Source organism: Hoylesella shahii (assembly GCF_937990675.1).
GTDB lineage: Bacteria > Bacteroidota > Bacteroidia > Bacteroidales > Bacteroidaceae > Prevotella > Prevotella shahii.
Genome location: NZ_CALKQY010000022.1, coordinates 18574 through 32606, shown reverse-complemented (window position 1 = coordinate 32606; position 14033 = coordinate 18574). Strand labels below are relative to the sequence as shown.

The 14033-nt window shown below is 47.0% G+C and carries 5 protein-coding genes; 4 read left to right on the top strand and 1 reads right to left on the bottom strand.

All coding sequences use genetic code 11. The features are described from left to right. Nucleotides 1-5: 5 nt before the first annotated feature. Entirely contained in the window at nucleotides 6-3320 is a 3315-nt protein-coding gene (locus tag QME03_RS02700) for a SusC/RagA family TonB-linked outer membrane protein (RefSeq protein WP_281723379.1), read from the bottom strand. 1223 nt (nucleotides 3321-4543) lie between these two features. On the opposite strand from QME03_RS02700, the gene QME03_RS02695 reads away from it, so the two are divergent. From QME03_RS02695 to QME03_RS02680, 4 genes are all read left to right on the top strand, one after another. Next, nucleotides 4544-7132 (top strand): zinc-dependent metalloprotease, encoded by a 2589-nt coding sequence (locus QME03_RS02695; protein ID WP_410521750.1) that lies wholly within the window; start codon nucleotides 4544-4546, stop codon nucleotides 7130-7132. A 278-nt stretch (nucleotides 7133-7410) separates the two neighbouring features. Continuing rightward, on the top strand, nucleotides 7411-10668 hold the full coding sequence (locus QME03_RS02690; protein ID WP_281723378.1) for a SusC/RagA family TonB-linked outer membrane protein: 3258 nt from the start codon (nucleotides 7411-7413) through the stop codon (nucleotides 10666-10668). A 104-nt stretch (nucleotides 10669-10772) separates the two neighbouring features. After that, a complete protein-coding gene (locus tag QME03_RS02685) occupies nucleotides 10773-12119 on the top strand; it encodes a RagB/SusD family nutrient uptake outer membrane protein (RefSeq protein WP_281723377.1) in 1347 nt (448 codons plus the stop codon). A gap of 234 nt (nucleotides 12120-12353) precedes the next feature. Beyond that, nucleotides 12354-14012 carry a T9SS type A sorting domain-containing protein gene (locus QME03_RS02680; protein ID WP_281723376.1) on the top strand — a complete coding sequence of 553 codons (1659 nt, stop codon included), beginning with the start codon at nucleotides 12354-12356 and terminating at the stop codon, nucleotides 14010-14012. The last annotated feature ends 21 nt before the right edge of the window (nucleotides 14013-14033 follow it).

Here is a 14033-nt window from a genome sequence, read left to right as displayed (position 1 = left end):
AGCTTTTAAAGTCCGAGTTTAACTGTAAGTGTGAATTGTTTGGGCATAGGCGAGGCCACACCACCAACGTTATAAAATTCGGGGTCTTGGCCATTAAGTCGCTTATCGGCATAAAGCAAGAAGAGATTGGTGGCTTGCAGCTTGAGCGACATGTTTTTTACTACGGCCTTTTGGAACCATTTAGCGGGCATATCATAGCCCAACGACACCTCTTTAAGGCGTACGAAGTCGCCTTTAGCTATACGCAGGCTGGTGTAGTTGTAGGCGTTATAGCCCAGTCTGAGGCTAGTGTTGGCCATATATTGTGCCTTTGAGAGTATGCCAGGGACGTTCGTTTGGGTTTCTTCTCCGGCTTTTGTCCATCTATTTTTAAAGGTGTTGGTCATCGAAACCAGGTCGTTATAGCGTGCACGGAACTTAGGATCGAGGCGTACAACATTGCCGAAGGCGTAAGTAACAAACACATTGAGTCTGAAACCGCGGTAAGTGAATACGTTACCGATAGAGCCTGTGTGGAGAGGATCGGTTGAACCTTCGTATTTTAGGAAGTCGGTGAGCGTTCTTTCTTGGAAATTGATGTCGTCGGAGGTTATCATTCCCTTTTCGTTGAGCACCATGGGTATTCCCTCGTTGTTGATTCCAATAAAGGGGATAGAGAACAACGAGCGAGCGGGATAGCCCTTTTTGGCAAATCCACTGCCGCTAACCAGACTCATAACATTGCCTTGATTGAAGAGTTTTGTAATATTGGTGTTGGCGTAGGCATAGATAAAGTTTGTTGTCCACGAAAAGTTTTTGGTTTTCGTATTTACCGAGGAGATGCTCAATTCCACACCATTCGAGTTCATTTCGGCCACGTTGGCAGCGCGTATGATTTGTCCGCCCAGTCCAGGAGACACCATCGGACCAATCTCATCGAAGTTTCTACGGGTGTAATAATCGAAGGTAATGCCCAGTCGGTTGTTCCAAAGCGATGCATCGAAGCCCAAGTTCAGTTCGTTTTTCTTTTCGTAGGTGAGGTTGGCATTAGCCAATTCGTAGATTTCGAGTTGGGGCTCTTGGTCTTCGGCAAACAGTCTGAAGGGGTTAGACGCCTTGATGATGGCCGTGGAATTGGCGTAAGACGCATCGGGAGGCGTACCCGTAAGGCTGTACGAAGCGCGCAAGGTGAGCCGTGAAAGAGGCGAAAGGCGGTTGAACCATTCCTCTTCGTGCATGTTCCAAGCGCCCGATACGTTCCATGTGGGCATCCAACGGGCGTTAGAGTCGCGCCCCATCTGGTTAGAACCTTCATATCTCAGCGTGCCATTAAAAACGTAACGGCCCTTATAACTATAAGTGGCGTTGCCGTAGAAGGCCACACTTCTAGAGTTGGTAGGCGTAATCATATAATAGGTGTTGCCTGCTTCTACCGCTTGTTTAAAATATTGGTAGATGTAGAAAGGCACTTGTCCGGCATCGTAACGCAGTCCTGTGCCCTCGAAAGTGTTGCGCTGACGTTCGATACTCTTAATTTCCATACCTGCAAAGAGGTTCATGATGTGCTTCTCTGCAAAGGTATGATTATAGTTTGCTGTGGTGCGGATGTCGAAATCAGTCATCCTATTATCGCCTTTATGGTACAATCCGCCATAGGGAAGCACCGGCATGGGTAGCACATAGGGATTAGAGGGGTCGGTATAAAGGTACTTATTGGCTTCGCGAATGATGCCGTTAGACATGGCACGATAGGCAAGAGCTTGATTAGAATTGTCCTTTACATTGTGCTCTTGCGTAGAAGTCATGTACTTAAATGCACCCAAAGCCGATAGTTCCAGTCCCTTTATGGGTTTGTATTTCAGTTCTAATTGAAACTTAGCATCAATTACATTCAAGTCGATATAGTTGTTGTTTAATTCGTTGAAGATGTTAAACGGGGCGAAGTTTGCCAAGTAATATTCGTTGGGATCGAGCACTCTAGAAGTGTTACTTGCATAAGAATAGGGGTTGATGTCGAAGTCGCGCTTCACCTCTCCGCCCACAACGTCAACGTCTTGACCTAGCGTTCCGGGTGCGCGCTGCTTGCGATAGGCTGCGCCACCAATAAGGTTAAGCGAGAGATTATCGGTTAGATGCTGTGTTAGGTTTAGGTTAATGGTGTAGCGGTTAACGTTACTTTGTTTGTACCACCCTGGATCAATCATCGCACTTAGCGAGGCATAGTAATTAGAAGTTTGTGTTCCGCCGCTCAAACTAATAGAGTGGTTTTGCATGATGTTCGACGAAAACAGTTGGTCGAACCAGTTAGTATTTCTAAATTCGGCGGCTTGCAAGTAGCGGTTTTTAGCTTCAGTGGTGTTGTCTAGTGCAAACCTACCGGTGGTTTTGTTGTACTTATTAAGTAGTTCGTACATTTTTCCGTACACACCATATTCGCTTCCGTTAAGCACTTCCGAGAAGTTGAGCCAACCTTTATCGGCCAATTCCCTGTAAATACCCATTTGTTCTTTAGAGTCAAGGATGTCGAAGTTGCTGTAAGAAGGCACCAAGCGAGAGGTGAACTCCCCCGTATAGCTTAGGTGTGCTTGTCCTTGCTTACCTTTTTTGGTAGTAACCACGATAACGCCAGCCATAGCTCGCGCGCCATATATAGAGGTGGCCGAACCATCTTTCAGTATTTGGAAACTCTCGATGTCGTCGGCATTAAGTCCGGCGATGGCCGATGAGATGAGCGTTTCAGGGTTTCCCGAAGCCAAATCGTCGGCACCCACGTTGGCAGCATCTTCCATAATCACACCATCTACCACCCAAAGAGGTTTGCTACTACCGTAAATGGAGGTAGCTCCACGAACGCGAATTTTGGGAGCAGTACCAAATGTGCCGCTAACATTTTGTACCGACACGCCCGCAGCTTGCCCTTCGAGCGACCTACTGATGTCGGCCACACCGCTAAGTCGGGCTTTCTCGGCATCCACCTTGTCGGTAGCACCAGTAAAAAGGCGTCGGTCTGTTCGTGTAAGACCCGTTACCACCACTTCGTTAAGAACCTGCGCATTGGCCTTGAGTTCCACTTTCATGTTGGTAGAAGCCTTTAAAGTTTGGGTCACCATACCAATATAACTCACCGTAATTTGCGGATTGTGTACGTCGGTGGTAAGAGAGAAGTGTCCGTCAATGTCGGTAACGGTTGCCGTCTTAGTGCCCACCACTGTGATAGTAGCACCAATAACGGGTTCGTTGTCGCCAAACGACACCACCGTTCCCGTGATTCTGGTTTGCGCCACAGCCACACTTACGCACAGCAAGAGTGTGAGCAAACACATAAGTAGTTTTTTGTTCATAAGCATTACATCGAAATTGATTTTATCTATTTAAAGGGTTGCAATAGTTTTCAGTAAAACGCTGTTGTGTTAAGGCGTCTTTCTGCTTGTTTTATATTTATGTATTAAACGCCAAGGCTTTATTGTTTCAGCGCAATGGCGAATGTTTCAATTGTCGTAGAGCCATAATCGGCGGTTGGCAAGCCGTGTTCTGTAGGCGCATCGTATAGTTTGTGCATCGCTGAGGCGCATCTTTTAGGGAGTTATTACAATGTGTGTGGCAAGTTTTTATTGGGCACACGCATTTTGTTTGTTAGAAGTCTCGTTTACTTGTTTCGCAGTTAACTCAGTTATTCGTAATAGACGCTGTTAATATGTTTGCTTGTCTACTTGTCAGGTCGTTGTTTGTTCACTCGTTCACTTATAGCTCGTTCACTTGTTCACTGGTAACTCGTCTTCTCTTTCTTCCTATTTGGTCAATTTTTTCAGATAATTTACTATCTTGGATTAGTAATGAGCAAATGTAGTTATTTTGTATCTATATTAAAAGAAGCTTGCTCTGAAGCATTGATTATTTAACAATAATTGTCTGTTATGGTTGGTTTATTATACCTTGTGTAAGGTGTTTTCTTGTTTAAATTTAATTAAGATGTAAAATAAAGGAGATTATGTGTGATACGTTTTTCATGATTTTTATTTAACTTTGCCGAGTGTGCAATTCTCACTAAAAAGCATTGGGATAGTTGTTGCAGTGAGTTGGTAGGGTAAAGTTGATAATTTGACTGAGCTTTTCTAGCTAATGTGGTCAAGATTTGCTGTAAGCACCATCTTCCATGCTAGTGTATACATGCTTCAATGCATGTTGACCTGTGTAGCGTGAGGCTCATGTGTGGCTCAATCCATTAGAATCAAGGCAGTGCGAGTTAGATAAAGTTTCGCCAATAGTCAGCTTTTAAGGTGTTGTTTGCTTCACCTGTTTCTGTTTTCGGTTCGCTTTTTGTCTATAATTGCATACAGCAACCGGCGTGTGCTGTTGTCGTACTAGCCTTTACAAAAACAAATAGCTAGTTCTTAATGCGCATTTGTGTTACTAGAAGTTACAAAATTTCGGCTAAAACCTTACTTTTGCGAGGTTTGTTGTTATTTTTTGCTAACTTTTTATTACTTTTGCACCTTATGAATTAACGTTTCTGCCAGTTTGTTTGGCAGCTATCGTAAGAACAGCAATAACTGTTATTATAAAAATGAAGAATAAAGTAGCGCTTTTATTTGCATTTATGGCAGTAGGCTTTTCCTTTCCAGCCTTGTCGAGCACGTTCAATTTATACGAACAATCGTGGTTTTCGCGCAAGAAAAAGAAAGAAGTTCCGCCTCCTTCTGCTTATCAACAGCTCACCCAACGCGACACCCTAGCATTGTGTGGGGTGATGAACGTTTTGAAAAAAGACAAAGATTATTACCTCGAAATACCCAAACAACTGTTGGGTAGACAAGTGTTGGTATCTAATAAGCTGTTGCAAGTTCCTGCAGAACTCAATGAAGCTGGTGTAAATAAAGGCATAAATTACGAGAATAAGACCATCGTGTTTGAGTGGGAACGCCAACTTGGGCGTATCCTCATTCGCGAACAACGCGCCACTCCCGAAGTGTTAGCTGGTCATGCCATGGCACTTTCGGTGCAAGAAAACTACATCAATCCCCTTATTGCCAGTCTAAAAGTAGAGGCAGTGAGTAAAGATTCGGCATCGGTGGTGGTAAAAGTAACCGACCTTTTCAATGGTCGAGACAATAGTTTGAATGATGTTTTCAACCTCATTAATCTCGGAACGAGCGCCAATAGCGAACTCTCGCGCATCCTCGAGATGAGATCTTACGATGGAAATGTGGCCGCAACGTCCGAGCTAACCACCGTGGTGCACGAGGGAAAAAGTAAAACCAACATCACCGTTGTGGTGAGTTCGTCGCTTATTTTGCTACCCGAAAAGGCCATGCCTGGTAGAGTTGAGAGCCAACGAGTGGGATATTTCACCACGCCTCGCCTGCAATATGGCGACTATCAGCCCGAAGTGACAACACGAAACTACATTACGCGCTGGCGATTAGAACCCAAAGACACCGCCGCTTATATGCGTGGCCAATTGGTTGAGCCGATAAAACCTATCACTTTTTATATAGACCGCACCGTTCCGCGTAATCTACGACCCTATATCGAACGAGGAATACTAGATTGGAACAAGGCTTTCGAACGGGCTGGATTTAAGAATGCCGTTCGTGTTGAGACCTATACCGACAGCATGGCAGCCGAAGGCGACGATGCAAAGTATTCGGTTGTTACCTACGATGCATCCGAAAAAGCCAACGCAATGGGCCCTTCGGTTATCGACCCACGCACAGGAGAAATCCTTAAAGCCGATGTAATATGGTGGCATAATGTGCGTTCGCTGCTCAAAGAGTGGCTAATGGTGCAGACTTCGGCCTACGATGCTGCAGCCCGTCAGCCCGTTATGCCCGATAGTCTTATTGGTGCTGCTGCACGTTTTGTGGCTTGTCACGAAGTGGGACACTCGCTCGGACTGCGCCATAACATGCGCGCTTCAGACGCTTATCCAACCGACTCGCTGCGTTCGCCACATTTCACCAGTAGGATGGGGGGCACTTCGGCTTCTATAATGGACTATGCCCGCTTTAATTATGTGGCTCAACCAGGTGATGGTGTAAGGGTTACCACGCCAGCCATTGGTCCTTACGACCTTATGGCTGTCGAATGGGGCTATCGCTGGTTCCCCAATGAACGACAAGCAGAACAACAACTCTTCGACTTTTTACAGAAACATCAAGGCAAAGAGTATTGTTATAGCGAGGCACAAAACCAACGCACAGCCATCGATCCTCGTGCTTTGAGCGAGGATTTGGGCGACGATGCCATGAAATCGGCTAGCTATGGCATCGCCAACTTAAAGAGAATTGTACCCAATATCGTGAAATGGACCACCACAGGCCAACCAGGACAAACCTACGAAGATGCTTCGCGCTTTTATGCTGGTATCATTTTTCAATGGAGTCTTTACGCTTATCACGTGTTGGCCAATGTAGGTGGCATGTATTTGGAGAACACTTTCGTGGGCGATGGCAAACGAACATTCAGCTTTGTGCCACGCGAACGCCAACAACGAGCCGTGCAATTTTTGCTCGACGAGGTGTTAAGTCCGCAACCTTGGCTTTTCTCCACGCCCCTTACACAATACACTTATATCAATCGTCGCACACCAGTGGGCGTGCAAGAGATGTCGCCCACCTATTCGCTCACCAACCAGCAAAGCTACGTTCTTTGGGATTTGCTAGACAACGAACGACTGGTGCGAATGCTCGAAAACGAGAAACAAAACGGCTCTACACGCACATTCACTGCTATCGACCTGATTGATAAACTGCACAACCACATCTTTAGTACCACCATTGCTGGGCGTAACCCCGATATTGCCGAACGAAGCTTGCAGAAAAACTTTGTAGACGCACTGATAACGGCTGCTGCCGAGCAAGAAGGAGTGAAGATTAATAAGAAACTTAACAACCGCACACAACGCTATATCAATGCCACAAGCGAGACTTGCTCAATGGGGTGCCCACAACATCTAAGTAGTGCACCGCGCATTATCGAGTTAACAGGCAGTCAGGCCACACGTGTGAGCGATGCCATCAGTGTTAAACGTGGCGAATTGTTGCGTATTCTTAAGTTGATGAAAGCACGAATGGGTTCGGCCAATACTGCTGCTCGCCTGCATTACGAAGATGTTGCGTTGCGCATACAAACAGCATTGGGCCTATCTAAATAAACCACGAGGGAAGTGGGCTGCGCGTGTAAAACTAAGCAAATACAATGTTTCATTGTGGGTTATGCCCAGCCTTTAGCGCATTAGAGTGCAGCTTAAGTGGGTATGGGCCCTTGGTTTAACTCCCAAAACGAATTTTTAGTTCGTGCAAAAGCATCATTTGGTTTCCATGCATTCATCGTATTGGCTACAATGCCATGCAGAATGCCATCCCAAAGCGTGCTAAGCAAGGGATTATTTCTCCATCCTAACACCTTATATAAATAAATTTCATAAACGATATGAGACAACTAATCATCCTTCTGCTTCTTGTTCTTGCGCCTTGCGCTTGGGCACAGCGCGTCATAACGGGCGTGGTGGTAGAAGCCGATTCGAATAACGACCCACTGCCTGGTGCAACTGTGTCTGTGTCTGTGCCTGGTTCGAAGGCACAAGCAGGAGCAGTAACCGACTATGAAGGGCGTTTCAAACTGGAAGTGGGTGCTAAAGTCACCAGTTTTACCGTGCGTTATCTGGGTTATCAAACCGAGGAAGTGCGCCTGGTTGATGGACAAACCCATTATAACATACAACTAAAACCCAATGCTCGAACGGTAAACGAGGTGGTGGTGACGGGTTATCAGAAGATAGACCGCCGCAAACTCACTGCCGCTGTTACCAAGGTAGACATCTCAACCGAGAAGGTTGGTGCCGTGAAAAGCATCGACCAAGCTTTATCGGGACAGATTGCCGGACTCGCAGCAGTGGCTTCTTCGGGCGCACCTGGTGCTCCGGTGAAGATTAGAATCCGTGGAACGGCTTCGCTAAACGGTTCGCAAGAACCTCTTTGGGTGCTCGATGGCATGCCTCTTGAAGGCACTGACATACCCAGTATGGACGACCTAAAAGACATCGATAATATTTATCAAACCTCAATTGCGGGCATCAACCCTGCCGACATCGACAATATCACAGTGCTCAAAGATGCCGCTGCAACGGCTATCTATGGCGCTCGCGCAGCTAATGGTGTGATTGTTATCACCACTAAGCGCGGACGAGAAGGACAACCTGCCGTTACCTATTCGGCTAAACTCACTTATTCGCCTCGCACCAACCTGTCTAGACTCAATATGTTAACGGCAGACGAAAAGGTAAACCTTGAACTCGAACTGTTGAAAGGCAACTATACTTATCGCGAAGGAAAGGGTGGGGTGGCACAAATTCTCAATGCTTTGGGCGAAACTGCTGCATACAAAGCTGGCGGATTTAGCGCACTTAGCGCTGATGCTCAAAACCAAATCAACGCCCTTCGCAACATCAATACCAATTGGAACGAAATTCTTTTCCGACCCGTTATCAATCAAGAGCACAACATTAGCCTAGCTGGTGGTAGCGAACGCGCCGACTATTACACCTCGTTGGGCTACTACGACGAGATGGGAACGGTGCGCGGAGTGAACAACTCTAGATTTAACGTTACGCTTAAAACCAACTATCGCGTAAACAAAATGCTCAAACTGGGAGCCTCGATGTTTGCCAATCGTCGCAAACAACGTAGCTATCTCACCGATACCAACGGATTTACCAACCCCGTTTACTACTCGCGCCTAGCCAATCCCTATTTCGAACCCTTCGCCACTGATGGTAGCTATCGTTACGACACCAATATTCAAGGACGCGAAGACTCGTCGCTCGACTTCAATATCTTTGAAGAACGAGCCAACACTTCTAACAACCGCACCGACCATTCGTTGATGCTCATCCTCGATGCCGAACTAAAACTCAGCAGCAGTCTTAAGCTTACCACACAGTTTGGCTACCAACAAGACGGCTATTCGCTCGACCGTTATGCTGGCGAAAACACCTACGCCATGCGCAAAGAAAAACTCTTTGCCACCTATACTTATCCTGATGGCAAGCGAACATTCTTGCCTACGGGAGGTATGCACAAACAAACCGAGGCGCACAGCAGTCAATGGACCTGGAAGGCAATGGCCGAATACGCACACCGTTTTAATAAAGTGCACGACCTTGAGGTGATGGCAGGAACCGAAGTACGCCGACTTAAAAGCTCTTCGCTTTACTCTGCGGCCTATGGTTACGATGCTAGAACACTCACCACTCAACCAGTTCTTTTCCCCACCGAAGACCTCGGACGCCAATATCCCTTACATCGCGAAACCTTCCAAGAAAATGCTTACGTGTCTTGGTTTGCCACTGGGTCGTACACTTTGATGGCTCGCTACACCCTAGGTGCCAGTGTTCGTTGGGATGGTTCGGATGTTTTTGGTGTTGCAAAGAAGTATCGCTTCTTGCCTCTCTACTCTGTAAGTGGGCTCTGGCGTGTGTCTAACGAACCATTCTTGCGCAATTCTAGTGCAGCTAAATGGATGGACAACCTTGCATTGCGCCTCTCTTATGGCTTGCAGGGTAATATTGATAAGAACACTTCGCCTTATCTCATCGGCACTTTTAATCGCACCACCGTGCTACCTGGCAATGTTGAGACCGTTATTACGGCCGAAACAGCCCCCAATCCTAACTTGCGTTGGGAGAAAACCAGCAATGTGAACCTTGGTCTCGACTTGAGTTTGCTAGACAATGCCATTAATGTCTCGGCCGATTACTACTATCGCAAGAGCACCGACCTCATCGGCACACGCATGCTTCCACTTGAAACGGGCTTCTCTTCAACCATTATCAACTGGGCCAGCATGCAGAACGAGGGTCTTGAAGTGGCACTTACTACACGCAACATCCGCACCAAACATTTCACTTGGCATACAAACCTGAACTTAGGTTTCAACTCTAACCGCGTGTTGCGCGAGACAGTGGCCGAAAATTCCACCTATCCCGGACGCGAAGGCTATCCCGTTGGCGCTATCTTTGCTTACCGCACGGCTGGTCTCGACAGCGATGGATACCCGCTTTTCCTTACCAACGACGGACAAAAGGTTACCGCCCAACAATTGCTCAAACTCAATTCGCACGGCGCTAGCACGCTAACCGCCGAACAACAACGTGCACAATATCAGTATATGGGCACCATCGACCCCAAAGTGTCGGGTGGATTTATTAACACCTTCGACTATAAAGATTGGCAACTTGGTGTTAACTTCATTTTCAATCTGGGCATGAAGGTGCGTGTACAACCCAGCTATTCGCCAGCCAACTACGACCGCGGACTGAACACCAATCGCGACATTCTGCAACGATGGACCACCAGCAACACCAGTGGAGCTTTCGCAACGCTGATGACAAGCGGAACAAGAGCACCCGAATATATTCGTTATTCGGAGTTCAACCTCTACAGCATGCTCGATACCTGGGTGCGCAACAACAGCTATTGCCGCCTGCAAAGCCTACGCCTGGCCTACAAGTTGCCTAAAACGTGGCTTTCAAAGGTGGGCATTCGCACCGCATCGCTATCGGCCGAAGCGCGCAATCTCTTTGTTGTGGCTAGCAATTACGACAATTATCTGGACCCAGAGACAATGGGAAACCCCTTTGCGCAGCCTTTGGCAAAGAGCTTTGTCTTTGGTTTGAACGTGCAGTTCTAGCTCGTCTTACAGTTTGATAGTTCTCTGTCAACGCTCATCATGGTGCGCTAAAAGAAAGTTATCAAGCCCCAAAACATTCAAAATCGACAATTATCAAATAAAATATGAAAGATATCCGATTAGCCCTTCTCCTTTGTCTGGTGGCTGTTTTCACCTCGTGCGACAAATTTCTCGACATCCGTCCCACGGGCAAAGTAATTGCCGAAACAGGCGATGAGTATCGGGCATTGCTCACTTCAGAGTATAAAAACTTTCCCGAAGACCGCGGGTTGGCAAGCTTTCGCAGCGACGAAATCACTTTTGATGCCTCTACCACGAGCAGCGAAGACTACGACTCGTTCTTTGATATCTGGACATGGAACGATCAATCGCCCCAGGCCACAACTGCTTCGTTGGGCTGGCGACGTTATTATCATGCCATTTATATTGCCAATACCATCATTGCCAATCGCAATAGCATCACCGAAATATCTACAGCCGACCGCAATCAGCTTGTGGGCGAGGCTTATATGATGCGTGCTTACTGCCATTTTTTATTGGCTAATCTCTACGCAAAACCCTACACCACAGTGCAACCCGACACCACAAGGGCTGTGCCTTTGATGCTAACGGCCGATGTAAACCTCGTGCCTCAAAGCAAATCTTTGGCTGCTGTCTATGCTCAAGTTGAAAACGATGTGGACAGTGCTGCATTGTTGATGAACAAAACCACCTGGGATAAGGGCTTCAATTATCGCTTTAACACCACCTCGGCCTATGCGCTCAAGTCGCGTTTGGCGCTTTATAAGGGAGATTGGGCTGCTGCTTTGGCTGCTGCCAAGCAGGTTATTGCGGCACATCCCGCATTGGAAGACCTCACCTCTTCGTCGGCTGTGCTGCCCAATAGTTATAAGTCGGCCGAAAACATCGTTGCCTTGGAACAGGTGATGACGCCAACCTACGCCCGAGCAGGCCGAGTCTCGGATGAGTTGTTGGCCTTGTATAAGTCGGGCGACAAGCGCAAAGCGCACTATTTCAACGAAATATCGTCTACCACAACACTTATTAGCAAAGGCGGTGGTGGCGACTTGCGTTGCTCTTTCCGTTCGGCCGAGTTCTATCTCATCGCGGCAGAGTCTGCTGCCGAGTTGGGCAACGTGGCCGAAGCGCTAACTTATCTCAAGGCATTAATGGCTAAACGCTATTCCACAGCGTTCTATAATTTTCATGCAGCAAACGTAGACACTCTGTCGCAAGCCGAACTTATCAGCTATATCTATGACGAACGCGCGCGCGAACTGGCTTTCGAGGGCCATCGTTGGTTCGACCTTCGTCGCACCGCACGGCCTCAGTTGCAGAAAACCTACGACAGCAATACCTACACATTGCAGCAAAACGACTCGCGTTACACGCTTCGTTTCCCCTTGGAGGCTGTAGAAGCCAACCCAGGAATTGAAAAAATGGAACGCTAACAACACCTCTTTCAGGGTTCGTAAACCGTGGCACATGCTGCTAGATATGCTCAATGTGTGCTGATAACGCTGCAACAATGCCTGCCAGCTTAAACTTAAGACACTAGCTCCAGGCTCTTTACCAGCTTTCGAACCCTGAAACACCCCTCGTATATCCCTCGTTGCACGACTGCACACCAGCCCTGCAGCACATCATAATATTAAGAAAATATTTAATTTTAGGAGGAACAGTTTATGAAGAAAATCTTACTCACTGTAAGTCTTGCCTTAACGGCATACACCATGCAAGCCACTTCGTTTGGAACAACCAAATGGACGCAAAATATTGATGCGTTCTCTTTGCCCGATAAGGCAGTACGCGTAGCCCCTATGGCGGTGGCAAGCGATGGCACCACTTATGTTGCAGGTGCCTATAACACCGATGTGGTAATCGGAACAAGCATGTTCCAGAACACCGCCACCAGTGCATTCGTAGCTAAGTACGATACTAACGGCGATGTTTCTTGGGCGGTTGCCCTCAAAGGAGCGGCTCGCGTAACGTCAATAACCACCGACAACAGCGGAAATGTATATGTAGTAGGTACGTTTGCTAAAGCCGTTGAGCTAATTGACCCAACAGGTAACACCGTTGAAACCATCAACGGTAAGGCAAACGACGACAGCCGCAGTTCGTTTTTTATTCTGAAATACGATAATAATGGAACGTTGAAAGCACACAAAACAGTGATACCCGCTGTGAAAAGTGATGTGGCTAGCTCAGGAATGTACATTGATGAGGCCGACGCCACTTATTTTCAGTCTAACAAAGTGATGTGGGCAAACAATCGTCTTTACTTCTCGGCCACTTACACAGGCGTTAGCACGTTGGATGGTAAAACGCTTTCGGGCAACTATTTCTTGTATGCAGGCTTTATGTATGTAAACATTGCACGCATGGGTGTTTACTCTGTCGACCCCTCCAACCTGGGAAATCTAAAAGAAGAGGTGGCGCTTACCTTCGACAATGATGGTGCAGAAAACCAAACACGCCCCGAAAGTGTTAACTTCACTGTGGCAGATGGCAAGGTATATGCAGCCTTTGTGGCAACAGGAAAGGTGAAACTAAGCACGCCAAACAAAACCGAAACTTTCAACTTTACAGAAGGTGGCGGTAAACGCGAACATGGTTTTATTCTCTCAGAAGTTAGCGCTAGCACCACCAACAATGTTACTTATCGTTCGGATGTTACGGATGTAGAAACCAACTACAACCTGTTGGAGGCTATGACATTCGACAACAACAACTTGTATGTAGCAGGAACGTTTAACCAACCTGCTGTGTTTGGCGTGGAAAAAACGTTTAAAGGTGGTTCGGATGCATTTGTTGCAGCCATCAATCGCAGCAACCGCAGAGTTAGTTGGGTGGCAACCAGTGGATACAACGAAGGCGAAGCCAAACAAAAACGCGAAGTGGTTACAGGTTTGGTAGTGGTAGATGGCAAAATACTTCTTGCCTCTTATGCCGAAGAAATTAAAGACCGCAAGCCCGTTGAAGCTTTGGTTTATGGCGTGAAGAGCAATGGAACGATGAATAAGGGCAACGACTCTTACGTTTACGGTGTGGCTAACAACAGCAATCAAATCGTTACTTCTACGGTAGATGGCGTGTCGATTACCTACACAGCTTACCAAGTTGACGAAACCACCGATGTACGTTCGCTTTCTGCTCAGCCCTCTATTGTGCGCAATGGCGATGTGTTTAGCTTTGCCAATGTGCAGGATGTGCAGGTTTACAATTTGCAAGGCGCCTTGTTGCTCAATGCAAAAGCAGTTCGCAGCATTTCGGTTGCCTCGCTTCCTAAAGGCGTTTATATGCTAAAAGCTGGCTTGGCTAAGCAGAAATTTGTGAAGTAATCATCTCCGAAGATACACCCT

What these genes read in the sequence shown, in the direction of transcription:
- QME03_RS02700 (WP_281723379.1), bottom strand. Translation starts at nt 3,320, where the DNA reads ATGAACAAAAAACTACTTATGTGTTTGCTCACACTCTTGCTGTGCGTA.
- QME03_RS02695 (WP_410521750.1), top strand. Translation starts at nt 4,544, where the DNA reads ATGAAGAATAAAGTAGCGCTTTTATTTGCATTTATGGCAGTAGGCTTT.
- QME03_RS02690 (WP_281723378.1), top strand. Translation starts at nt 7,411, where the DNA reads ATGAGACAACTAATCATCCTTCTGCTTCTTGTTCTTGCGCCTTGCGCT.
- QME03_RS02685 (WP_281723377.1), top strand. Translation starts at nt 10,773, where the DNA reads ATGAAAGATATCCGATTAGCCCTTCTCCTTTGTCTGGTGGCTGTTTTC.
- QME03_RS02680 (WP_281723376.1), top strand. Translation starts at nt 12,354, where the DNA reads ATGAAGAAAATCTTACTCACTGTAAGTCTTGCCTTAACGGCATACACC.